Origin of the sequence: Flavobacterium sp. N2820, from assembly GCF_025947285.1 — a bacterium.
Classification (GTDB): Bacteria; Bacteroidota; Bacteroidia; order Flavobacteriales; family Flavobacteriaceae; genus Flavobacterium.
On record NZ_CP110008.1, the window covers coordinates 2,112,113 to 2,138,756 of the forward strand.

Sequence of the window (26,644 nt, forward strand, 5' to 3'; positions counted from 1 at the left end):
TTAACCCAAATCTTCTATTAATTCTACTTCAACACCAGCTTTTCTTAAAAAATCCACACCAGAAGTGTCTTTATATTCGTTATGATATACTACCCTTTTGATTCCTGATTGGTGTATTAATTTACTACAATCTTTACAAGGAGATAGCGTAATATACAAAGTAGCATCTTCACAAGATTGTGTTGAACGTGCTACTTTTAAAATTGCATTCGCTTCTGCATGCAGCACATACCATTTTGTTACGTTATCATCATCCTCGCAACAATTTTCAAATCCAGATGGTGTTCCATTGTATCCATCGGAAATAATCATTTTATTTTTAACAATAATTGCGCCAACTTTTTTTCGCTGACAATAAGACAAATTGCCCCATTCTTTAGCTATCCGCAAATAAGCTTTATCGTATTTTTCTTTTTTTTCTTTCTTCATTATCTGTTCCAAATTTCGCTTTCAATTAGCATTGGCAAAACTACACCAATTATAAATGCTGACATCACTAAAGCCCAATCTCTTTTTGAAAAACGGAAAAAAGTTTGAACAATGTATGAAATAATTAAAACCACGAGCACAACAATTAACTGCGCAGCTTCAATTCCTAATGCAAATTCTAAAAGCGGTAATAATTTATCAGAAGCATTTCCGGGTAAAATTGTTTTGAAATAATTTGAAAAACCAAGACCATGAATAATTCCAAAAAATAATGTTACAATAGCAACAAAAGTGATGCTTTCATTTTTTGAAGATTTTCCGGCGGTGAATAGATGAAAAATTGCCGTGATTAAAATAGTTATTGGAATTAAAAATTCCACTAAACTGGCTTGAATTTGCACAACACCATAAACAGAAAGCAACAATGCAAGTGTGTGTCCGATGGTGAATAGCGAAACCAAAACCAATACATTTTTCCAATCTTTAAAAGCATACGGAATAACTAATGCGATTAAAAAAAGCACATGATCATAAGCATTGATATCTAAAACATGCTTGAGACCAATATTGAAATACAATAAAAACTCTGACATAATGATACATTTTATTTGGGGAATTCAAACTTACAATTTATTTTTAGAAGTTGATAAATTCTTTCAGAAAAGCTTGTGAAATTGTTTCAAAAAAATAGATTTTTTGTGTAATTTTGCATAAAATTAAAACAATCAACATGTCAATTTCAGATTTATTCGATAGCGGTTTTAGAAATAGAAACAAAGGTCATTTTTCAGCAATTGTAAGAGTTGCTTTATCAGACGGTACAATTTCTCCAGAAGAAAGACAATTCTTAGATAAATTAGCTATCAAATTAGAAATTTCTCAAGCGGAATATGAAGAAATTTTAGAAAATCCTTTAAAATATCCTGTGAATCCACCATTAATGCACACGCATCGTTTAGAGCGTTTGTATGATTTATCAAGAATGGTGTATGCTGATGCTATTTTAGGAGAAAAACAACAAGATTTATTAATGCGTTTTGCTTTAGCTTTAGGTTTTACAGCAGGAAACGTAGGTTATATTGTAGATAAAGCATTGAAATTAGTTGATATGAATGTGGATTTAGACACGTTCACATACGAAATGCAACACATGAACAGATAATTAATTCTGTTTTAAAATACAAAAGCACAAATTCTGACGAGTTTGTGCTTTTTTGTTTTTATTTATTCATTTCTACAAAATATTTGTAGAATAACGGAATGGTTTCAATACCTTTTAAATAATTAAATATCCCGAAATGTTCATTTGGCGAGTGAATAGCATCACTATCTAAACCAAATCCCATTAATATTGTTTTTGATTTTAATTCTTTTTCAAACAACGCTACAATTGGAATACTTCCACCTGATCGCACAGGAATTGCTGGCACTCCAAATGTTTCAGTATACGCTTTATTAGCCGCTCTATACCCCACACTATCAATTGGCGTAACATAACCTTGTCCACCATGATGTGGTTTTACTAGAACTTTCACCGATTTAGGCGCAATACTTTCAAAATGTTTTTTGAACAATTCTGTGATTTCTTCCCAATCTTGATTTGGCACTAAACGCATAGAAATTTTTGCGAAAGCTTTACTTGCAATTACTGTTTTAGCTCCTTCACCTGTGTAGCCACCCCAAATTCCGTTCACATCTAAAGTTGGACGGATAGAATTACGCTCGTTGGTTACATAACCTGTTTCTCCATAAATATCTTCAATATCTAATGCTTTTTTATAGTTTTCTAATGAAAAAGGTGCTTTTGCCATTTCAGCTCTTTCTTCTGTTGAAAGTTCTTCTACTTTATCATAAAAACCAGGTATCGTAATGTGATTATTTTCATCGTGAAGCGAAGCAATCATTTTAGTCAACACATTAATTGGATTAGCAACAGCACCTCCATATAATCCTGAATGTAAATCTCTATTTGGGCCAGTTACCTCAACTTCTACATAGCTTAACCCACGAAGACCTGTAGTGATTGAAGGCTGTTGATTTGAAATCATTCCTGTATCGGAAATCAAAATTACGTCGTTTGCAAGTTTTTCTTGATTGCGTTCTACAAACCAACCTAAACTTTTTGAACCCACTTCTTCTTCTCCTTCAATCATGAATTTAACATTACATGGCAAGCAATTGTTCTGAATCATGTATTCAAAAGCTTTTACATGCATATACATCTGCCCTTTATCATCGCATGCTCCACGCGCAAAAATTGCTCCTTCAGGATGAATTTCTGTTGTTTTGATCACAGGTTCAAAAGGTGGAGACGTCCATAATTCCATTGGATCTGGCGGTTGCACATCATAATGACCATACACTAGTACAGTTGGTAAATGTTTATCAATTATTTTTTCACCATAAACAATTGGATAGCCTGGTGTTTCGCACAATTCTACGAAATCGCAACCTGCTTTCTCCAAACTTGCTTTTACAGCTTCAGCCGTTGAAACTACGTCATGCGCATAAGCACTATCTGCACTAACTGATGGTATTTTTAATAAATCGATTAATTCATTAATAAAACGTTCTTTATTCGCTTGAACGTATTGTTTTATATTTTCCATTGTGTTTGTTGAATAATTTCAAAAATACAAAAAATGTTTAGATTTCACTCAATAAAAAAACCCAATCATTATTTGACTGGGCTTTTACTTGGATAAAATACGCTTTAGAGCACTATTAGAGCACTATTTTTTTGGTTTCCGTTTGACCGGTTGTTAATATAGTTTTCACAAGTAATGCTTGATTTGTTTGAGGTATTTTAGAAACTTCATATTCTTTTTCATTGATGTTACTGTTGTGGTATAAAACTCTACCTAACACATCAAAAACAGTTACTTCTTTAATTTTTTCTGAAGCTGAAATTGAAATTCCGTTGGAATTTGAATATACTATGATTCCGTTTTGATTTTCAAAATCTTCATTTGATAAAGTATTCTTGTAAACAACTTCAAATCGGTCCATAAATGTTCCTTCTAGTGTTGAAAACGAATATGGCGTTTGCTTTACATCGTGCACACTGTTATTGTATTTATCTTTAATGAATACATCTTGCGATGTAAATAATCCGTCAACATTTTCAACAGAAATAGTGTAAGTGCCTGCATTTAATACTTTTAATCCTAAAGGAACCACATCTGTATCTGTAAACGGCAAACTTCTTCCCTGAATCACGAATTTATCTGTATTTATAATATTGAATAGTATAGATTTTGTATCATCTAATACTTTTCCATCGATCTTATTATCAAAACCATTTGTTGCGCCTTGCATGTACCCTAACAACATTTGACTATACGATGTATTTGCATCGTTTAAATTGAACCAAATTCTGTGTTTTTCATTAGAAATGGTTGAATTTACTTGATTTGTAGTTCTAAAAAACTGAGTGCTTACCGATGCATTTACACGTTGTGCATTATTAAAATCAATTGCATCTGCCACACTGGCCTGCACATAAAAACCTTGTCCCGTTTGAATAGTTCCATTTGGAATTATACCACTTCCAAAAGCAGCAGTTCCTCCTAAAGTTGTATAAGCAGCAAAGTTGTTTTGAGGATATGTACCCGCATTTGCAGCAGTTGTATTTGTCCAAAAATATAGTGTCCCAATACTTGCATTATCAGACAAGAAAGCATCTGCATCAATTGGGGAAGCATATGGATTTCCTAATAAATTATATCCTACTCCTACACTTTGATTCACAATTCCGTTAATTGGAATTCCTATAAATTGACCATTATATGCTGAGGCTATGGTTGATGACCATGTATTATCAACACGGATCATATAACCTTTTCCAATCAAGAAATTAGTTGTTGGACTAACCGATTGATAAGCTGTTGGCGTGGTGTTTCCTGTATAAAGATATTCATAAAATCTAGTAGCCACAGTATTTGGAGAAAAGGCTAATAATTGTTGACCTGCAACAGGCGATGACCAAGCGGTATAGTCTTGACGAATCATTGGATGTGAATTTCTTTGTACAATGATATTTCCACTATTCACAGCGGTATTGTCGATTTGGCGAAAAGCCGCATTATTATTAATTGTTAAAGTTCCACCAGTGTTCACGGTAACGCTACCATTTACGATTAACGTATGCCCAGCATTGAAAACGACATTAGCACCATTGTTAATGGTAACTGAACAAGCTTCTAAATTAGCTGCTGAAGAAAAATTTCCGTTTAGTATAACCTCTGAAACTTTTGAAGGAATTCCATTACTCCATGAGAAACCATCCCATGTTGTTGAAATATCGCCACATTCAACTATGTTTATAGAAATTATTTCATTTGGCAACCAACCATTATCCGAATTTTTAATATCGACTTTGAATGAAGTAGTTGATGCTGAGCTTTCTGAATTTATATAATTTAGTAATCCCGTGTTTATATCATTTTGTGTAAAGGTACTTCCGACAGTTAAATTAGTTGTATTTAACCTTAAATTTCCAACACTAGGAGGAGAAACCAATGTATATACCTGATCCATTGCAGGTTGGCTTATTGTAGTTGCTTCAAGGTCAACATTTGAAACAGAATATGTTGTATTAATTAACGTAGTTATTGTGCTTTTAGTAAGTGAAGGAACATTTGTAATAGGCGCTAAAGCACAAAAATTTAAAGTCCAGCTATCTATTGTTCCATTATCACCGTTATAAGCATCATTAACATATAATGTCCAAGTACCATTTGAATTTAAATTTTGATAAGTGGTAAACGGTTGTTGTGGCAAGACATCTCCTGTGAGTGCGGGAACAGCTGCGGTACAATTAGGAGCAATTCCAGAGTCAATAAATGTTGCGTTTATATTATCATTATTTCCACAAACTTCTTGTGCTAAAACTGTGAAGGTAAAATCGGGTGCCTCAAGATAGATTGTCATGTCTTGAATGTAAGTATGTTGTAACAATAACTCTAAGTTTACATCTCCAATAGTAAAATTATCAGGTACATTTAAAGTAGAAACACTCCATCCAGCACCTAATGCTAATGCTCCCGAATTATCAACTGTATTATTAATAGCAACATTTGTTCCTTGTGTATAGGAATATGAGCAGTCTAGAATTCCTGTTTGAAAAGATTTAACTTCCGAGGCATTTCCAGCCCCACATCTATTTAAAGGAATTACCCTCCAATAGTACACAGTTTCCGATAATAACCCTCCAATAGTTCTACTTGTAAGGGTTTCTATGGTGTTGCTCATAATTGTCATAAAACCGGGATCTGTAGCTATTTGTAAATTATATGTTTCTGCATTTTGATTTGCATCCCATGAAAAAGTAGGTGAAGTTGAAACACCTGTTGCACCATCTAAAGGAGTATTTGAGATTTGTGGATATGCAGAAAAATTTGGATGATATACTGTTAACGTTATTTTTTTGATTTCGGTTTCAGTACCATTGTTTCCAACGATTTCTATTTCGTAAGTGCCTGCAGCAACAGCGGTTAGATTATTTACGTTAACTGTAAAATTCCCTGAAGCACTCATGCTGTTCGGTGTAATTATAACATTTGCACCAGTAGGAACGTTTTGTGCTGTAAAATTTACATTGGGCCCACCCGTTTTTGTCAAAGCAAAATTAAATGCTTCGCTTCCTAAATTAGAACAAATTGTTTTTGTGTCTTCTGTTGATTTGAATGAAAAATTTGAAGTAATTCCAGTTACTACTAAAGAAAATCTTTGAGGTCCATCTGCTAAAGTTCCTTTATGAGTTACTGTAATTGTATATATTGCACCAGCGGTTGGAGTATCAATATTAATTCTTTCTACATTATCAATTTCATTATCTCCGGTTCTTGTTGCATTAGCTGTTGCATTACTTTGCAATCTCCACGGATAAAAAGTACTAGCGCCTTGCGTTATTCTAATATCCAAATCGTTTGTTAAATCTGGTAATGATTCATTAAGAGTTCCTGAATTTACTTTCGCTACATCTGGGACATCTGTCCATGTTATCGAACCTAATAAAGGAATTGCGCCTCCGTTTGCCACCACTTGTATTGTAAAGGTTTGTCCTTGAGATAAAGTCTCTTCAGAAATCCAAGAAGTTAAACCGTTATTTGTAATTGTCTCTGCACAGCTTTTCGCATCTAAATAGCCCCAGCCATATTGTGCATCAGGACCTGGTCTTCCTCTGTCAGTTGCCGTGTGCGTTGCCAACCCTTTAAGCGTTGCCGCCCTCATAAACTTCCCGTTTTCGTTATTATAATGTTGTTGTATTAACGTTAAAGTTCCTGTTACATTTGGAGCAGCCATAGAAGTTCCTGAAAGAGAGGAATAATCTGTATTTCCTCCTCCTGTTCCTGTTCCGTTACCTGTAGAGGTTAAACCTGTACCATTACCTGTTAAATCTGGTTTTATTCTTCTATCATCTGATGGTCCTTGACTAGATGACGTATTTATTGCTGCACCACCAGTTATTGCTCCAGTTGTTGCATTTACAGTTGCATCTTGAGCATTTGCAATGGTAAGAATATTTTTAGCATTCTTGTTTCCGTTTAATTTATCATAACCAGCGGTTGTTGGACTTGGATTGGTTGCAGCTCCATCATTTCCTGCAGACATTATTGGTAAATAGTATGGAAAAGAATATGAAATAACATCCCAATTGTAGGCTTCTTGTGAATAAGCTCCAATATACCATGGTGTTGCTGAAACACTAGCCACTGGAACACCATAAGAATGATTAGACAACAACATTCCATTCATTGCCTCAGCTATAGCTTCAGATTCATCATTATCCCAATCAAAGGTTCTTGCGGTAGCCGTATTAGCCATTCCTCTGGCATTCGTTTGAACACCCGATGCTATAACTGTTCCAGTTACATGTATAGCATGGAAACTGTTGGTATTTGTTACTGTTTGTCCGTCCCCAAAAGTTACTCTTCCAACGTACTCTTGATGATTTGCATTAATTGGTCCTCCATCCCAAATTCTAGGAACCATACTTGTTCCCGTTAAATTCAAACCTAAACCACCGCCAGTGCGTAAAAAATCAACGCGAGATGATGTTGCAGCTGCGGCATTTTCAATCGAATAATAAATTGGAACTCCAGATTCAATTCTCATCAACTGATCAAAACCACCGTTAGAATTTTTTTTAAAAAGAGGTAAATTGTTTTGTTTTGAGAAAATTTCAGCTTCTTTTTTTTGAATTTCTTCTCTTTTTTTAACCTTGAGATACAATTCTTCTCCTTTTTTTAAGTCGTATTCTGCCGTAATTTGTTGAATTTGCTCTTTTGTTTGACTAAAAGAAATTGAAGAAAGTACAGAAATTACTATTAATAATGGAATTTTTAAGGATTTAATGTAATAATTTTTCATAAATGTAGGGGCTTTATAGATGCTAATGTAATAATTTTTAGTAAAACAAAAAATTTATTAATTATTTGATTGTTAAAGTATGATTGTATATATTTGCAATCCAATATTCGCGGGTATGGTGAAATTGGTAGACACGCCAGACTTAGGATCTGGTGCCGCAAGGTGTGAAGGTTCGAGTCCTTTTACCCGCACATAAAACTCCAGCAATTTGTTGGAGTTTTTTTTATTTTTAAAACGCAAAAAATCCGATTGAAAAACTCAATCGGATTTTTTTTTAACTAACGATAAATTTATTCTTTTATTAATTTCTTTGTTTGGCTTAGACCGTTATAATCAACTATTTTTATAATATAAATTCCTGTTTGTAAATTGTCAATATTTACCTGTTGATCAATTTGAATTTTTTCAACAGCGTTTACCAATTGCCCTGTAAGCGTGTAAATTTCAATTAGATTAGCCTCTTTAGAAATTGAAAAACTAGTTTTTGCAGGATTTGGGTAAATCAAAATTTCCTTTGAACTTGTGTCAAAATCAGCATTGCTTAATGTAGATGATGGCTGGTTACCAAACACTCTAAATCTTCCTGAATTTACAGTTATTAAAGCTGTTGGGCTTGTTATTACCACTGGAGTGTTATTATCCATTAAATCATACCAAGTCATTGGATAAGTATAAACATCCGTTGGAAAATTTGGATTTATGGTTAAGTTTGCCACTGAAAAATTTGCAAGTACAACAACATTTCTCAATTGAGTTGTTGGAAAAGAATTATTATAAATATAAATTCTTTGCTTTACATTATTTGCATCTGGGCTAATGGAGTGATCTCCCATAAACACAGGCTCTGTTGTTTTAAGTTTAATCATTTTTGACCAATCACTTAAAATAGAAGTTCTTCTAGGATCAGATAACCAATTTTGTGTCCATTGAACTTGTTCTTTAGTAGATAATTTACAATCCCCTGGTGTAGTTGCGCTTTCATCATTTACAGTTCCATTATCACAAGTGTAGATTGATTGGTTATTTCCTAATTCCGCAAAATGCCAAATCATTTTTGGGCCAGGAACTAAAATACTTGTTGCTCCAATTGCTCCCATTCTGTTTAACGCATTTGTCAAATTTCCATTAACAGGAAATGTTCCTGCTCCATTACCATAAGTAATTGCCTCATACATCATTCTATCTTTATCATGGCTTTCTGGATAACCAATAAGTCTTTTTCCAGTAAAACCTCGACTTGTGTGCGACATTCTTGAAATATTTTGTGAAGCAAATCCCATTGCAAGTTCTTTGTATTGTGCAAACATTTCTCCCCACATCATAATTCCTTTTCCTTCACCAATTCTATAATTTGCCCATTGTTGTTCTTCTGCATCAGAGCCTAAATGTTCAAAAATCACATAATGATCATTGTCTAAAGTCCAAGAATAATCTGCATATTCTTTTAACACATCAATACGGTCTTGTTGGTATGCATTTGTACAACCATCATCTCCTGCAGAACAATTTTGAGTAAATCCTTTGGTCAAATCCCATCTAAAACCATCAATTTTATATTCTGTTATCCAATGTTTAATGGTTTGTTTGACATAATTTCTAGTTAAAGTAGAAGAATGATTAAAATCATCCCCAACACTATAACTGTGTCTTGCTGTTGTATTAAAATATGGATTTTCTACACTAGGGCTTCCCCAGCCGTCACCTTCAGGATCGTTCATCCACATTCTTATCAATGGATTTCTTCCGAAAGCGTGATTAAAAGCGATATCTAATATTACTGCAATTCCATTTTGATGACAGACATCTACCAACTCTTTAAATTTTTCTGGAGTTCCATAGAATTTGTCTAAGGCCATATGAAAAGCGGTATTATATCCCCAACTTTCATTCCCTTCAAACTCCATAATTGGCATTAATTGAATAGCGTTAATTCCTAAATCTTTAAAATACTGAATGCGATTTATGACATCTTGGTAATTTCGGTTTGCATCAAAGTCACGAATCAATAATTCATAAATTACTAACTTATCTTTATTTGGTTTTGTAAAACTTGTTGAAACCCAATTGTATGGTGCTTGTCCCGTTTTTAATAATGTAACTTCTCTTTCTTGCGCTGAGGTAGTTGGAAAAGCTGGTAAATTAGGATAAGTAGTACTAGGTATCCATTGGTCATCATAAAAAGACAACACAGTGGTAGAACAAGGATCTGCTGTTTTGACTAAAGCAGGTGAATTTGCAATTGGTGTTTGATCTACAACCCAATATTGATATGAATAATTTACTCCAGCGGTTAAACCTGTGAGTTCTAACCAAAATTTTCCGTTTGAAGGATCTTTTTTCATAGAATAATTGCTGTCTGGGTTCCAGTTATTGAAACTTCCAGCAACATAAACAAAGTCTTTTCCTGGTGCTTCTAAAACTAAAGTCGCCTTTGTATTATCTGAAGAATTATAATTAATTCCATTTTCCAGACCTACTGGAATTGCCTGACTAACTACTGCAGGATTAACGATTACAGAGAATCTCCTTGTGATTGTTGAACCTCCTAATGTTACTTCTAACTCATAACTTGTGTTAGCTGTTATGTTTGTATGATTAAAAGAATAATTTGAGGTAGTATTCGTATTGATACTAATGCCATTAGCCTTCAAATTGTAAACTGCACTTCCTCCTGTATTTGTTGCAGAAATAGTTAAATTACCTCCAGCATTCATGATAGTTGCACTATTATTAGCTGGACTAGTTAGATTAACTTGAAAAGTACCAACATTAAAAATAAAATCTCCACAAGATGGTGGTAACTTTAAAGTTTGACTTCCGTTAGCATTTCTAAAAACCATTCCAAGTTTGGTGGCATTTGCCTGTTGAGTTGCATTTAATCCAAAGTAAACACTTGGTGTTAAAGTTATACTCCAAGTACCATTCCCATTATTGGTCATTAAACCCACACTGTCATCTTGACCCCAATTTCCAACAACTCCAAAACCGAATGCATTAGAGTCATCTCCAATTCCTGCGTGCATATACACTTTTGTTGGAGATGTTCCTATTAAATTACAAGATTGGGCTGCTGTTGAAACGGTAATAGTGATTGGATCGCCAACATTAAAACTACTTGGTGTAATGGTTACTTGTGCTTGAGTTACACAACTTGAAATAAAAATTAAAATATATAGTAGGGTTTTTTTCATAGCATTTGATATTAATAAAGGGTTGTCTATTACATAGACAACCCTTTAAGATTAATTATTGAGGTGTTAACGTGTACGTGTATGCTCTTGGATTAGATAAATCTAATTCTAAAAGATAACTACCTGTAGAAGGAACAGCAATATTTGTTCCACCTTCTTCAAGAGAACCATCTGCTCCATTATCACCATAATTTAGTCCCCAATCGTTATTAGCTCTAAATTTAATTTCTTGACCACCAACTAAATTAATAATTACAGACCATTTTTTTGTACCTGCATCATAAGTTAAGTCAGCATCATTTGCCCAACCATCACCACCTGTAACCGGAGCAGTAGCTGAACCTAATACACCCCATGTAGTCAAAGTAGTTGTATAAGTTAACGTAGTTGTATTTGCATTGATTTTATAATACCCAGCAACAGCTGTACAATTTGACTCTCCAGTAAGCGCTAACATTCCAGAAAAAGTTCCGTCATCACCCCAATCGTCATTACCCCAGTCATATACCCCAGAACTGTTAGGTCCTACAAATTTAAACTCACCATCTAATGCAACATAACCTTCATAGTCTGTTTGTCCAAATCCAGATGCAGCCAATAAAGGTGCTGTTGATGGGCTCCAACCTTGATGATTTCCAGGTACTGCAATTTTAGGTAAATCAGTTGTGTATGGTGTTATTGTAATAGTTACTGTATTTGAATATCCAATCATTTCACTATTAGTCCCTAATGAAGATTTAATTCTAACATCTAAATCTCCTGCAGTATAAGGAGTCAATCCTGCTTCCAATGCAACAGCATTTAATGCTTCATGCGTCCAAACAATAAATCTATTTGTAGATGAACCTGCAGCTACTATTGTTGAAAATTCAGTACCAGCTAATGCTACTTCAACATCATAATTAACCTCCGTTTGAACACTATAATCTGCATGATTCCAAACAAGTGTAGTAACTTCATTTGAACCGATAGCAGGATTTAAAACGTATGAACTACCATTAATTGGAGTTAACAATTCTGGCCCTCCTGTTGGAGAAGCAATTCTTTGATCATCATTTTCACATGATACACTTGCAATTAATAAAAATGCTAATGTTGATAATTTTAATATTTTTTTCATTTTATTACAATTTTTAATTATTAATAACCTGGATTTTGAGTTAGATTTGGATTAGCTTGTAATGCTTGAACAGGAATAGGAAATAACTTATAAGTACTTGGAATGGAAGTTCCATTTAATGTATTTCCTTTCCAAGGCCATAAATAAGAACCGCCTGTGAACATACCAAAACGAATTAAGTCACTTCTTCTATGTCCTTCAAGATTTAATTCTCTCCCTCTTTCATCTATAATAAAGTCAAGATCTAAATCTCCTGCTGTAATAACTGCAGCATTTGATCTTTCTCTAACATCATTTACATAATCAACAGCTTGATTAATTGTTCCCCCAGCAGCTCCTCTAACAACACATTCAGCATACATTAAATAAGCATCTGCTAAACGGAATAATGGAAAATCTGTTCCAGAAAATCCTGTTGGAGTTGTAGCGCCTATAAAATTTGAGTTTCTAAATTTTATAGAAGGGTATCCATTAGTCCATTCCTTGTAATCTGTCATTTCGTATGTATGACCAGCTGTCCAAAACAATTGCGCTCTATCATCAGTTGAAGTTCCTAGATTTCCAAACAAACCATACCATGCTTTTGTTGCTCTATGTCCACCCCAACCTTCGGTAGCACCATAGCTGCTTAAAGTCATTGTAGCCGAATTTAAACTTCCATTAACGATGTAAGTAGTATTCCCAAAACTTTGACTAACTAAAGGATCTGCAATTAATGGATAAATAACCTCACTTGAAGAATTATTATCACCTGAAAACATACTAACAAAATTCGGAGCTAGACTATATCCTCCTTCATCAATAACTTTTTTAGTAAAAGTTAATGCTTCAGTATATCTTGCCGTACCTGTATAAACTTCTGCATTCAAATATAATTTTGCTAATAACATTCTTGCAACAGATTTATTTGCTCTACCGTATGAATTAGTATTAGGTAATGTATTTTCAATAGCTAATAATTCGCTTTCAACATAATTAAAAAGTTCAATTCTTGAAGCTTCTGGTAATGGACTTGTTTCACCAAAATTATTTTCAGTTGCCAATACTCCTTTTCCGAAACAGTCTATTAAATAATAATAAGATAATGATCTTAAAAATCTAATTTCTGACAAAACTTGTTCTTCATTTGCTACATCAACCGAACCTAGAATGTTAATCAAATTATTACATTGCGGTATAGTATAATATGCACGATTATAAAGATATCTGAAAAACTTATTGTTTTCATCCCAATTAGATGTAGTTGTCAACTGATCTAAACCATCATCACCCCATCTGTTTTTCATTCCGTCTGCAGTGAAATCTTGAAGATTTACAATTCCTCTCAAGAAAGGAGACTCTCCTGGATCATCACTAATATCAGAACTTCCCGGGCCATTAGGTCCAGACAATGCAAATGAACCATACAATTTTGACATAATACCTTCTATGGCATTAGGGTCTTGCTGAAGCAATTGTTCTAATGACAATTGAACTTTTGGCTCTGTGTTTAAGTCATCTGTACAAGCCGAAATACCAGCCAGTAAAAAAATGCTTATTCCAAATAATTTAATTCTTTTCATATTTTTTTTATTAAAAATCTAAACTTAAACCAAATGTGTATACTCTTGGTCTAGGATAAAAATTATTATCAATTGAGTTAAAATTTTCAGGATCTTGACCAGAATATTTAGTTACAATAAATGCATTATTAACACCCCCATAAACTCTCATTGAAGATGATTTATAAAATTTATTAAATCTATAACCAACGATTATGTTTTCACAACGCAAGAAAGTAGCATCTTCTAAGAAATAATCTGAAAAAGTTATATTCCCATTCATGTTTTGAAAATCTGCATCAGCAGCTCCTGAATAAAAATCTAATACATTTGACAAACTATTGGTATTAACAGGGATTGCTCTATCAACCCATCCAGATGTCAATTTTCTTGCATTATATACTTGTCCACCAAATTGTCCTCTAAAGGTAGTACTTAAATCCCAATTTTTATAGTTGTAATTTAATCCAAAACCAAATGTCCAATTAGGGCGCAATGCTTTATAATATCTGTCATCATTGTTAATAACATTATCACCATTTCTGTCCACAAAAGCACCAACAATTGGCTCTCCATCTTGATTATAAAGCTGTTCAAATACCCAAGCAGAATATGGTTGATGACCTAATGGGTGACGTGCTAAATTTACTCCAGTACCTGTAGGCAAACCTCCTCCACCAGTGATTGATTCTTGCCCATTTAAATCCGTAACTTCAGTTCTATTATATGATAAATTTGTATTAAAATTTAGTTCCGAATTATCTGTTTTTAAAGGTTTAAAATTCAAGTTTAATTCAAAACCTTTACCCTCTGTGGTTGCAACATTTTTAATAAATGAATTAGACAAACCTTGCCCTGGTGGCAATTCAACTTGCGCTAATAAATCTGTAGTTTTTCTATAAAAAATGTCAAAACTACCATTTATAAAATTATTTTTAAAAAGGTCAAAATCTAAACCAGCATTATAACTAGTTGATTTTTCCCATGTTAAATCTGGGTTAAATGCTCTAGCAGAATACAAAGAAACTCCTTGTAAATACTGACTTGTTGCCCCAGCTATATCAAACAAAGGTGATGACGGATAAAACCCTACAGCTCCTGTAATATCTTGCTGACCTGTTTTACCCCAACTTAATCGAAGTTTCAAATCATTAATTAATTTGCTATCCGCTAAGAAAGATTCTTCTTTTAATTTCCATGCAACAGCTGCGGCTGGAAAATACCCCCATCTTTTATCTTCTCTAAATAAAGAAGAAGCATCTGCTCTTAATGAAAAAGTAAACAAATATTTATTTAATACGTCAAAATTTGTTCTTCCAAAAAATGATTGTAAATTCAAGACATTAAAATATCTATTATTTGGATTATTTGGATCAACTAAAAGTTCTCTAAGTCCTGTTACATCACTATAAATATATCTTTCAGCATTACCATCATTTTTAAAGTTTTGATAAGAATAACCTCCTTGTACATCAAATCTTTTAATTATCCCATCCAATTCTTTGGCGTAAACTAAATAAGCATCTAAAGTTGTATTAGTTTTGTGTTGAAATTCAGCATAGTTTTTCCCAGGATTGAATACAAAAGCATCTGTATTACTATTATCAAACTGATAAGTAGCAATAGAATTGTTCGTGTAAGATTCTCTAATTTGTGATCTTGAAGCATCAAGCCCTAAATTAACAACCGCTCTCAATTCAGGTAAGAAAGACATTTTGTAATCAAGTTCTACATTTCCTAAAAATCGCAAAGCTCTTTCTGGTCTATTTCTCTGTTCCAAGACAGCAAGTGGATTCCACTGTCCATCTAATATTACATTATTACCATCTAATGCAGTATTTTGATAGTACCCCCCAAATCTATTTGTAATTGAATTATCATACATCGGTTTTGTAGGATCCATTGAAATTGCACCACCTAATGCACCACCTTCGTCTATAGCGTTTTTAACACTATAAGTTCCTTTTGCATTGATGTCTACTTTTAAATTATCATTTAAAAATTTTGGAGTCATTTTAAATGAATAGCTTAAACGTTCGTAATCACTAGTTTTTACTAATCCTTGCGAATTGTTGTATCCAATTGATGCTCTAAATGGAATTTTACCATATAAATTTGCTCTAGCACTAAAGTTGTGATCTGTTGAAATTGAATTTCTTAAAATAGCATCTTGCCAATCCGTATTAAATAAAATTCTACCTTCTATAACATCAGGTGTTGACAAATCATCAGTAGCGGTAGTAGATAAATCATCTACTCCAAGTAAATTAGTAAAAGTTGGGTGATATTCTTGTATAAATTTAGTGAATTCTTTTCCATTCATTAAATCTATTTTCTTACCTACTTTCCCTACAGATACATTTGAAGAGTAATTAAACTCTGGCGCTCCAGAAGTCCCTTTTTTGGTAGTAATCATAATTACCCCATTTGAAGCTCTTGAACCATAAATTGCAGCTGCCGAAGCATCTTTCAAAATTGTAAAACTTTCAATATCATTTGGATTGATCAGCGATAATGGATTACTTACCCCTGCAGGATTTGTATTATCAATAGGAATTCCATCTATAACAATAAGTGGACTATTGTTTGCATTAATTGATGCTCCCCCTCTAATTCTAATGTTTGGATCAGCATCAGGTTGACCACCATTTGAAGTTATTCTAACTCCAGGTGCTTTTCCAGTAAGTAATTGGTCCGCAGAAATAATAGCTCCTTTGTTAAAATCTTTTGAGGTAATTGACGTTAAAGACCCCGTAGCATCTTTTTTCTTAACAGTACCATAACCAATAACCACAACATCCTTTAATTGTTGTGCATCTTCTTGAAGTGTAACGGTAATTTCTTTTTGGCCGTTGTAAGTAATCGTTTGATTTAGGAACCCTAAATAAGAGAATACGATTTTATCTCCATTTTTAATATTTGATAGTGTAAAATTACCATCAAAATCAGATGTAGTTCCAGTAGTTGTACCTTCTACTATAATATTTACGCTTGGTAATGGTTGCTGTGAAGAACCATCCAAAACAACACCTTTTAAAGTGCCTTGCGCAAAAATACCTATTGGTAAGATAAGTAAGAAAAGTAATAACTTTTTTTGCAGTGTTTTCATACAAATTGTTTAGGTTAAAATTGTTTGTTTAATCGCTTATAAATTCACTTCTAATGTTAAATTTATGTAAAAATTACATATAAAAAAATGAGAATGAGATTTATAGCCTGCGAAAACGTTTTCGTGTTGAAAACTTTATGTTTATCACTAGTTTTTTTACCTAAAATTGCGATACTTTGAAAAAAAAAGTTACTTTTAAAGCATATTAATAATTAGCTTTTTCCAAATGAGAAAAAAAGTCACGCTTAAACAAATTGCAAGAGAATTAGATGTTTCTATTTCAACCGTTTCAAAATCATTACGTGATAGCCACGAAATAAGTGAAGACACTCGTTTAAAAGTGCAAGCTTTTGCTAAATTATACAACTACAAACCAAACAATATTGCGCTCAGTTTAAAAAACAAAAAGACAAAAACAATTGGCATTATTATTCCCGAAATTGTGCATCACTTTTTTGCTACAGTTATTAGTGGAATTGAACAAGTAGCTAACGAAAACGGCTACAATGTTATTGTGTGTTTGTCTGACGAATCATTTGATAAAGAAGTCATTAACTTAGAAATGCTTGCCAATGGTAGTACCGATGGTTTTATTATGTCATTGTCAAAAGAAACGCAACTCAAAAAAGATTTTCATCACATTCAAGAAGTAATAAATCAAGGAATGCCTGTAGTCCTTTTTGATAGAGTTACTAACGATGTTTTTTGCGATAAAGTAATTATAGATGATCAACAAGCTGCTTTCGATGCTGTCCAATTTTTAATCGAACACGGATTTAAAAAAATTGCTCTAATCACTACAGTAGACTATGTAAGTGTTGGAAAATTGAGAACTGATGGTTATAAAAAGGCCCTAAAATTAAACAATATTGAAGTTAACGACGATTTGATTGTAAAAATCGAAGACATCGAAAATTGTTCCATAAAAATCGAAAACTTAATCAAATCTCAAAATTGTGATGCGATTTTTGCAGTGAACGAATTGTTTGCTGTTACAGCCATCAAAATAGCAGCAAAAAATAAGTTGAAAGTTCCAGAAGATATTTCAGTAATTGGTTTTACAGACGGAATTATCTCTCAGTTTTCAACGCCAAGTATTTCAACCGTTAGTCAAAATGGAATAAAAATGGGTAGAAAAGCAGCTCAAATGCTTATTGATAGATTAGAATTAGAAGACGAAGAAGACGAACACTACAAAACCGAAATCATCGAAACTAATTTAATAATTAGAGAATCTACTACAACGAAATAGTTTAATATAAACAATTGATTTACAGTAAAATAAACACATTTATTTTAAAAAAGTCGCAATACATTTTTAAAATAAATGTTGCTTTATTAGAAATAAAATTTTTAAATTTACCGAATCAAAGCTTATAACTTCACTTCTAAAAAATAATAAGTTTTGATAAGCAAAGTGCTTATCGTATTTTAATTTAAATTACGATAATGGAAAAACGTAAATTAGGTTTCTGGGAAATTTGGAACATGAGTTTCGGTTTCTTAGGGATACAGTTCGGTTTTGCCTTACAAGGCGGATTTATGTCCAGAATTTTTCAAACGCTGGGCGCAAATGTTGATGACATTCCCGGATTATGGATAGCAGCACCCTTAACTGGGCTTTTAGTTCAACCAATCGTTGGGTACTTATCCGATAATACATGGAGCCCAAGATACGGCAGAAGAAAACCCTTTTTTCTAATTGGTGCAATTTTAGCTTCAGTTACTTTGTTTTTCATGCCTCATTCTCCAGCATTATGGATTGCTGCTGGATTATTATGGGTCTTAGATTCGTCAATCAATATTAGCATGGAACCTTTTCGTGCATTGGTAGCAGATAAACTTCCAGAATCGCAACGCTCAAATGGATTTGTCATTCAAACTTTAATTATTGGTATTGGAACATGGATAGCTAGTAACTTACCTTGGTTAGTTAACAAATTAGGCGTTTCAAATGAAGCTGCTGCGGGTGTAATTCCACAATCTGTTGTGGTTGCTTTTTCTATTGGAGCCTTTGTGTTTTTTGCAAGCATTTTATTCACCATTTTTACCACAAAAGAAGATCCACCACAAGATTTAGAAAAATTTCTTTCCGAAAAAAAAGAATCAAGATTTATTCCAGATTTAATTTTGAGCTTTAAGGAAATGCCTTCCACAATGAAAAAACTAGGTCTCATTCAATTTTTTAGTTGGTTTGCCTTTTTTACAATGTGGAGCTTATCAACACCTGCTTTAACAGAACATGTTTACCACTCGCCTAAACCAGATGTAAAGGAATTTGCAAAACTTGATGAAGATGGAGAAGCTTTGAAAAATGATAAAAAAGAAACTATTTTTTTAAATCAAATTGCCGAAAGTGATTACAAAGCTAAAGACAAGGTCTATAATGATTCCGCAGATTTAGTAGGTTCGGCAACTGGAGTATATGGTTTATCATCTATGGCATTTGCATTGTTATTGACCTTTTACACCTTAAAAAGAAAAATAAACAGAAAGTACATTCACATGGCTTCTTTAATATTGGGTGGATTAGGATTTATTTACATGTTTTTTGCTACACCATCAACCTTGATGTATTCTTTCATTCTGATTGGTTTTTCATGGGGAAGTATTCTATCAATGCCTTATGCCATGTTATCAAGCGCTGTTAATCCAGATAAAATGGGAATGATGATGGGATTATTTAACATGTTTATTGTTATACCTCAAATTATTGCTGCACTTGGCGGAATTAACTTTTTATACAAATTAATCGGAGAAGCACATATCAATGCTATGATATTAGCTGGAATTTCTTTGATAATTGCAGGACTTTGCAACTTTTTAATAACCGATAAAAACGCAATTTCCGGATAATAAAAACTAATATGGCAAAAAAAGCATTCATATTCGACCTAGACGGGGTAATCGTAGACACCGCTAAATATCATTTTTTAGCATGGCAAAAGTTAGCCAATGAATTAGGAATCGAATTTACACACGAACACAACGAAGGCTTAAAAGGCGTGAGTCGTGTTCGTTCTTTAGATATTATTTTAGAATTGGGAAACATTCAAGCTTCTCAAGAAGATAAAAACAAATGGTTGGTTCAAAAAAACACAGAATACCTTTCCTATTTAGTAGACATGGATGCAAGCGAAATTCTTCCAGGTGTAGTAAAAGTTTTGGAATTTCTGAAAAATAAAAACCAATTTATTGCATTAGGCTCGGCAAGTAAAAATGCACGTCCAATTTTAGAAAAAACCAATAGTATGCACTTTTTTGATGCTATTGTAGATGGAAATGACGTTTCTAACGCAAAACCTGATCCTGAAGTGTTTTTAAGAGCTGCAAAATTAGTAGGTGTTTCCAATGAAAACTCGATTGTTTTCGAAGATTCAGTAGCCGGAATTCAAGCGGCAAATATAGCCAACATGATAAGTATAGGAATTGGTGACGAAACCGTCTTATATGAAGCAAAATACAATTTCAAGGATTTCACCTTTATCGATGAAACCTTTTTAGAAAATCTAATTAATTAAAAATATGTTTAATTTTTTTGAAGCTTTTGGACATCCCTTAAACGCATCAACTTTTAAACTTTAAACAAATAAATTGAATGAATCAAGATTATATTAAACCAGACAATTGGTCGATTATTGAAGAAGGATTTGATGCAGAGCGAGTTAAATCTTCTGAAAGTTTGTTTAGTATCGGAAACGGTGCTATGGGACAACGCGCTAATTTTGAAGAACACTATTCCGGCAAAACTTTTCAAGGAAGTTACATTGCAGGAATTTATTATCCCGATAAAACAAAAGTAGGCTGGTGGAAAAACGGCTATCCAGAATATTTTGCAAAAGTATTAAATGCGCCCAACTGGATTGGAATCGACATCGAAATCAATGGCGAAAATTTAGATTTAGCCAAATGCCAATCGGTGACTAATTTCCGTCGCGAATTGAACATGAAGGAAGGAATTTATTACCGTTCTTTTGAAGCAATATTGGCAAACGGAACCGAAATTTCAGTAAAAGTGCAACGTTTCCTGTCGTTAGATTTAGATGAGGTTGGCGTTATTAATTACGAAATCACCGCTTTAAATTCAGATGCAAAAATCGTTTTTAAACCCTATGTAGATTCAGGAGTTCATAACGAAGATGCCAATTGGGAAGAGAAATTTTGGGAACCAATTAGCGTAAAACATTCTGGCAACGAGGCTTTCGTGACAGCAAGAACATTCAAAACGCATTTTACAGCAACTACTTTCATGCAAAATAGCATTTTGTTAGAAGGCTCAAATTTGAGTGTAGCACCTGTGAGTATCCAAGAAACTAAAGAAAAAGTTCAATTTTCATATGAAGTAGCTGTAACTAAAGGGCAAACTACTACAATTCAAAAAATAGGTGGTTATGCCGTTTCTATGAATCATGAAAATACGATTATAGGCGCAAAAAATAGCATCGCAAAAGCGTTAGAAATTGGCGTTTCTCAATTAACTGAAAACCAAAAACAAGCTTGGGCAAAAATTTGGGAAATGAGCGATATTACCATTGATGGTGATGTAAAAGCACAACAAGGCATTCGTTTCAATATTTTTCAATTGAATCAAACGTATCTTGGAAAAGATTCTCGCTTAAATATTGGTCCAAAAGGATTTACAGGGGAAAAATATGGTGGTTCTACCTATTGGGATACAGAAGCCTATTGTATTCCTTTTTACATGGCAACAAAAGACCAACAAGTTGCTCGAAATTTATTAGCCTATCGATACAATCAATTAGATAAAGCGATTGAAAATGCCGAAAAATTAGGATTTAAAAACGGAGCTGCTTTGTATCCAATGGTAACCATGAATGGTGAAGAATGTCATAACGAATGGGAAATTACCTTTGAAGAAATTCATAGAAACGGCGCCATCGCTTTTGCTATTTACAATTACCATAGATTCACAGGCGATTATTCATACATTCCAGAAAAAGGATTGGAAGTTTTAATTGGAATAGCGCGTTTTTGGCATCAAAGAGCAACATATTCTACTTACAGAAACCAATACGTAATTTTAGGTGTAACTGGTCCAAATGAATATGAAAATAATGTAAACAATAATTTTTATACCAACTATATTGCCAAATGGTGTATTGATTATACGATTGAACAAATTCAAAAAATCGAATCAGAATATCCATCGGATTACACCCGAATTTTGAATAAAGTAAAATTATCACAAGCCGAAATTTCAGCAATGAAAAAAGTTGCTGATGCTATGTATTTTCCATATTCCGAAGAACATGGCGTATATTTACAACAAGATGGTTTCTTAGATAAAGAATTAATCACAGTAGCTAATTTAGACAAATCGCAACGACCAATCAATCAAAAATGGTCTTGGGACAGAATTTTACGTTCGCCATACATCAAACAAGCCGATACGTTACAAGGATTTTATTTCTTTGAAGATCATTTTACCAAAGAACAATTAGAAAAACATTTCGATTTTTACGAACCTTATACGGTGCATGAAAGTTCGTTATCGCCTTGTGTGCACTCCATTCAAGCGGCAGTTTTAGGCAGAATGGAACAAGCCTATACATTTTACTTAAGAACATCGCGTTTAGACTTAGATGACTATAACAAAGAAGTAGAAGAAGGACTACACATTACCTCTATGGCAGGAACTTGGATGAGTATTGTTGAAGGTTTTGGTGGCATGCGTGTTAAAAATAATCAATTGCACTTTGAACCAAAAATTCCAGCACAGTGGAATGGTTATTCGTTTAAAGTGAATTTTAGAAATGCTATCGTAAAAGTAGCTGTTAATCAACAAGGAACGAATGTTTCTTTAGAAGGAAATACTGATGTTGAAGTGTTTGTAAATGGAGAATCTCAATTAGTTAAAAATTAAAAAGATGAATAAATATTTTGTTTCAGTTATACTAGCGCTTTTTTCAATTGTTGGGATGAATGCTCAAGAATTAAAATCGCCAAATGGGAGTTTCAAAATGGTTTTTGCGCTTGAAAATGATGGTACACCAACGTATCAACTTTTCATGAACAACAAAGAAATCATCAAGAAAAGTAAATTAGGTTTAGATCTTCAAAAAGATAAAAAGTCGTTATTGAATGATTTTAAATTGGTAAACGAAGTTAGAAATACCTTTGATGAAACATGGAAACCTGTTTGGGGCGAAGAAACAGCGATTAGAAATCACTACAACGAATTAGCGATTACATTGAAACAAAATGAAACGGAAAGACAAGTTATCATTCGTTTTCGATTATTCAATGATGGTTTAGGTTTTAGATATGAATTTCCAGAACAAAAAAACTTAACGTATTTTATTGTAAAAGAAGAACGTACAGAGTTTGCAATGACTGGAGACCACACTGCTTTTTGGATTCCTGGCGATTATGACACGCAAGAATATGATTTTACCGAAAGTAAATTAACCGAAATTAGAAAATTATTCCGTGGTGCCGTTTCTGAAAATGCTTCACAAAAACAATTTTCTGATACAGGTGTACAAACTTCTTTAATGCTAAAAACCATTGACGGAATATACATGAATATTCACGAAGCAGCATTAATTAATTATTCGTGTATGCACTTGAATTTAGATGATAAAAGCTTGGTTTTCCAATCGCATTTAACACCAGATGCCAAAGGTAATAAAGGTTATTTACAAGCTCCTTGTGTTTCTCCTTGGCGCACCATTATTGCAAGTTCAGACGCAAGAGCTATTTTGGCTTCACGAATGACATTAAATCTAAATGAACCTTGTAAAATTGAAGATACTTCTTGGATCAAACCTGTAAAATATATCGGAGTTTGGTGGGAAATGATTACAGGAAAAAGTGCTTGGGCATATACCGATGAAGTACCATCTGTACAATTAGGAGTAACCGATTTTACAAAAGTAAAACCAAACGGAAAACACGCAGCCAATACAACTCACGTAAAAGAACATATCGATTTTGCTGCAAAACATGGATTTGATGCGGTTTTAGTAGAAGGTTGGAACGAAGGTTGGGAAGATTGGTTTGGTCACGAAAAAGATTATGTATTTGATTTCGTTACACCTTATCCCGATTTTGATGTCAAAGGGATTCATGAATATGCCAAATCAAAAGGGATAAAAATGATTATGCACCACGAAACTTCTGGTTCAACTAGAAATTATGAACGTCACATGGATAAAGCGTATCAATTCATGAAAGATAACGGCTATGATGCCGTGAAAAGTGGTTATGTTGGAAATATTTTGCCTTTAGGAGAACACCATTACAGTCAATCCATCTTAAATCATTATCAATATGCAATTGAAAAAGCGGCTGATTATGAAATTATGGTGAATGCACACGAAGCCGTTCGTCCAACAGGAATTTGCAGAACTTATCCAAATTTAATTGGAAATGAATCTGCTCGTGGAACAGAGTTTCAAGCCTTTGGCGGTTCAAAAGCAAATCACACTACTTTATTACCTTTTACAAGATTAATTGGTGGACCAATGGATTACACACCAGGAATTTTTGAAATGGACATCTCAAAATTAAATCCAGGCAACAACTCGCATTGCAATACTACAATAGCTAATCAATTAGGTTTATATGTAGTTATGTATTCGCCACTTCAAATGGCTGCCGATTTACCAGAAAATTACAACCGCTTTTTAGACGCTTTCCAATTTATTAAAGATGTGCCAATTGAATGGTCAACGTCAAAATATTTGGAAGCAGAACCAGGATATTACATTACATCTGCCCGAAAAGATAAAAATTCAAACAATTGGTTCGTTGGAAATTCAAACGGATACAATGCTAGAACATCAACCATAACTTTAGATTTCTTAGAAAAAGGAAAAAAATATGAAGCAACTATTTATGCTGATGCTTCAGATGCGGATTACAAAACTAATCCTCAAGCGTACAAAATTTCAAAACAAAAAGTAACACACAAAACAAAATTGAATTTGAAAACTGCTGCTGGTGGTGGCTATGCTATTAGTATTATTGAAGTTAAATAGTTTGTCATACTGAACTCGTTTCAGCATCTAAATTTAAACATATGAAAAAATTAATTCTTTTACTGATTATTACATTATCAGCAAGTGTTGCCGCTCAAATTGACCGAGTTGAGCCACCGTTTTGGTACGAAGGCATGCATAAAACCGAAGTTCAAGTGCTATTCTACGGAAAAAATATCGCTCAAAATACGGTTACGGTTTCCAATAATGTAGTAATTACAAATATCACAAAAACAGAAAATTCAAATTACCTTTTTGTAACGATAGATACTAAAAATGTAAAAGCGCAAGAATTGCAATTTACGTTTACCAATGGTAAAAAATCATTCAAAAGAAGTTACGAAATCAAAAAAAGAAAGCCAAATTCGGCACTTCGTAAAAGTTTTGATGCTTCAGATGTAATGTATTTATTGATGCCAGACCGATTTGCAAATGGAAACACAACCAACGATTCGTCTTCAGAATTACAAGAAAAAGCTAACAGAAGTTTACCAGGTGGAAGACATGGTGGTGATATTCAAGGTATCATCAATAATTTAGATTATATTAAAGAATTAGGTGCAACTGCCATTTGGAGTACACCAATGTGTGAAGATAACGACAAAGGCTACTCGTATCATACCTACGGACAATCAGATGTATACCGAATTGACCCAAGATATGGAACCAACGAAGAATACAAAAAATTAGCTGATGAAATGCACAAACGTGACCTAAAATTAATCAAAGATTATGTAACAAATCATTGGGGAGCAGAACATTGGATGTTTAAAGATATGCCTTCATACGATTGGTTTCATCAATTTCCAGGTTACAAACAAAGCAACTACCGCATGACAACGCAATACGATACAAATGGTTCAAAAATAGATGCCAAACTTTGTATGGATGGATGGTTTGTGCCAAGTATGCCCGATTTGAATCAATCGAATCCTTTGGTGTTGAATTATTTGGTTCAAAATGCGATTTGGTGGATTGAATATGCTGATTTAGATGGTTTTCGTGTAGATACCTATTCGTACAACGACAAAGATGGTATTGCAAAATGGACCAAAGCGATTACTGATGAATATCCCTATTTTAATATAGTTGGTGAAGTTTGGATGCACGATCAAGCCCAAATTTCGTATTGGCAAAAAGACAGTCCAATTGCAAAAATTCAAAGCTATAATTCTTATTTGCCAAGTGTGATGGATTTTACACTACACGATGCTTTTGGCTCGGTTTTTAACGAAGATAGAGGTGATTGGTTCAACGGTACAATTAAGTTTTATGAAAATTTCGTGAACGATTTCCTGTATGCTGACCCAAATAATTTATTAATCTTTTTGGAAAATCATGATACAGGTCGTTTCAATCAAATTTATCAAAACGATTTCAAAAAATACCAATTAGGAATGACAATGATGGCAACCATGAGAGGAATTCCGCAATTGTACTATGGTTCAGAAATTGGTATGGCTGGTGATAAAGGAAAAGGAGATGCAGACATTCGTCAAGATTTTCCTGGCGGCTGGAAAGGTGATACAAACAATGCCTTTTTGGCAAACGGAAGAACTGCTGAACAAGCAAAATATTTCGATTTTTCTAAAAAAGTATTAAATTGGCGAAAAAATGCAGCTGTAATTCATACCGGAAAATTAACGCACTATATTCCTGAAAACAATGTGTATGTCTATTTCCGTCACAACGATAATGAAACGGTTATGGTCGTAATCAACAACGCTCCAGACATGCAAAAATTGAATTTAGAACGTTTTCAAGAAAGCATAAAAGCATTTACTTCGGGAAAAGATATTATTTCTGACAAAATAATTGATTTGAAAAAGGAACTTTCAATTGACGGAAAAACTTCAATGATTTTAGAATTAAAATAA

15 protein-coding genes and 1 tRNA gene are annotated in these 26,644 nt (G+C 33.4%); 8 read left to right on the plus strand and 8 right to left on the minus strand.

What is annotated here, in order from left to right; all coding sequences use genetic code 11:
• Both OLM52_RS10115 and OLM52_RS10120 read right to left on the minus strand, forming a co-directional pair.
• Window positions 1–429 (minus strand): deoxycytidylate deaminase, encoded by a 429-nt coding sequence (locus OLM52_RS10115; protein ID WP_264548389.1) that lies wholly within the window; start codon window positions 427–429, stop codon window positions 1–3.
• Complete coding sequence (locus OLM52_RS10120) at window positions 429–1,022, minus strand: HupE/UreJ family protein (RefSeq protein ID WP_264548390.1); 594 nt, start codon at window positions 1,020–1,022, stop codon at window positions 429–431. The genes OLM52_RS10115 and OLM52_RS10120 overlap by 1 nt, the downstream gene beginning before the upstream one ends.
• 137 nt (window positions 1,023–1,159) lie before the next feature.
• Between OLM52_RS10120 and OLM52_RS10125 the strand changes: the two genes are divergently transcribed.
• On the plus strand, window positions 1,160–1,591 hold the full coding sequence (locus OLM52_RS10125) for a TerB family tellurite resistance protein (RefSeq protein ID WP_264548391.1): 432 nt from the start codon (window positions 1,160–1,162) through the stop codon (window positions 1,589–1,591).
• Between the two features lie 58 nt (window positions 1,592–1,649).
• On the opposite strand, the gene OLM52_RS10130 is transcribed toward OLM52_RS10125, so the two are convergent.
• Both OLM52_RS10130 and OLM52_RS10135 read right to left on the minus strand, forming a co-directional pair.
• Window positions 1,650–3,038, minus strand: a complete 1,389-nt coding sequence (locus OLM52_RS10130; protein WP_264548392.1) for a dipeptidase — start codon at window positions 3,036–3,038, stop codon at window positions 1,650–1,652.
• Window positions 3,039–3,153: 115 nt separating this feature from the next.
• Entirely contained in the window at window positions 3,154–7,803 is a 4,650-nt protein-coding gene (locus OLM52_RS10135; RefSeq protein ID WP_264548393.1) for a S8 family serine peptidase, read from the minus strand.
• 109 nt (window positions 7,804–7,912) lie between these two features.
• On the opposite strand from OLM52_RS10135, the gene OLM52_RS10140 reads away from it, so the two are divergent.
• Window positions 7,913–7,994: transfer RNA gene (locus tag OLM52_RS10140), tRNA-Leu, on the plus strand.
• A gap of 99 nt (window positions 7,995–8,093) precedes the next feature.
• On the opposite strand, the gene OLM52_RS10145 is transcribed toward OLM52_RS10140, so the two are convergent.
• Genes OLM52_RS10145 through OLM52_RS10160 form a run of 4 tightly spaced genes read right to left on the minus strand, consistent with a single transcriptional unit; the run spans window position 8,094 to window position 16,764 of the window.
• Entirely contained in the window at window positions 8,094–10,994 is a 2,901-nt protein-coding gene (locus tag OLM52_RS10145) for an alpha-amylase family glycosyl hydrolase (RefSeq protein ID WP_264548394.1), read from the minus strand.
• Window positions 10,995–11,049: 55 nt separating this feature from the next.
• Complete coding sequence (locus tag OLM52_RS10150; protein ID WP_264548395.1) at window positions 11,050–12,114, minus strand: SusE domain-containing protein; 1,065 nt, start codon at window positions 12,112–12,114, stop codon at window positions 11,050–11,052.
• 20 nt (window positions 12,115–12,134) lie between these two features.
• Window positions 12,135–13,676 carry a RagB/SusD family nutrient uptake outer membrane protein gene (locus tag OLM52_RS10155; RefSeq protein WP_264548396.1) on the minus strand — a complete coding sequence of 514 codons (1,542 nt, stop codon included), beginning with the start codon at window positions 13,674–13,676 and terminating at the stop codon, window positions 12,135–12,137.
• A gap of 10 nt (window positions 13,677–13,686) precedes the next feature.
• A complete protein-coding gene (locus OLM52_RS10160; protein ID WP_264548397.1) occupies window positions 13,687–16,764 on the minus strand; it encodes a SusC/RagA family TonB-linked outer membrane protein in 3,078 nt (1,025 codons plus the stop codon).
• A gap of 226 nt (window positions 16,765–16,990) precedes the next feature.
• Here OLM52_RS10160 and OLM52_RS10165 point away from each other — a divergent pair, with 226 nt between their 5' ends.
• From OLM52_RS10165 to OLM52_RS10190, 6 genes are all read left to right on the plus strand, one after another.
• Window positions 16,991–18,016, plus strand: a complete 1,026-nt coding sequence (locus tag OLM52_RS10165) for a LacI family DNA-binding transcriptional regulator (protein WP_264548398.1) — start codon at window positions 16,991–16,993, stop codon at window positions 18,014–18,016.
• 197 nt (window positions 18,017–18,213) lie between these two features.
• The gene (locus OLM52_RS10170; RefSeq protein ID WP_264548399.1) at window positions 18,214–19,620 is read left to right on the plus strand and encodes an MFS transporter; all 1,407 of its coding nucleotides are present in this window, start codon (window positions 18,214–18,216) and stop codon (window positions 19,618–19,620) included.
• Window positions 19,621–19,631: 11 nt separating this feature from the next.
• Window positions 19,632–20,285: a beta-phosphoglucomutase gene (pgmB, locus tag OLM52_RS10175; protein WP_264548400.1), complete on the plus strand. Its 654-nt coding sequence runs from the start codon at window positions 19,632–19,634 to the stop codon at window positions 20,283–20,285.
• Between the two features lie 77 nt (window positions 20,286–20,362).
• Window positions 20,363–22,648, plus strand: coding sequence for a glycoside hydrolase family 65 protein (locus tag OLM52_RS10180; protein WP_264548401.1), 2,286 nt, complete (start codon window positions 20,363–20,365; stop codon window positions 22,646–22,648).
• 4 nt (window positions 22,649–22,652) lie between these two features.
• Entirely contained in the window at window positions 22,653–24,767 is a 2,115-nt protein-coding gene (locus OLM52_RS10185; RefSeq protein ID WP_264548402.1) for a glycoside hydrolase family 97 protein, read from the plus strand.
• Between the two features lie 41 nt (window positions 24,768–24,808).
• A complete protein-coding gene (locus tag OLM52_RS10190; RefSeq protein WP_264548403.1) occupies window positions 24,809–26,644 on the plus strand; it encodes a glycoside hydrolase family 13 protein in 1,836 nt (611 codons plus the stop codon).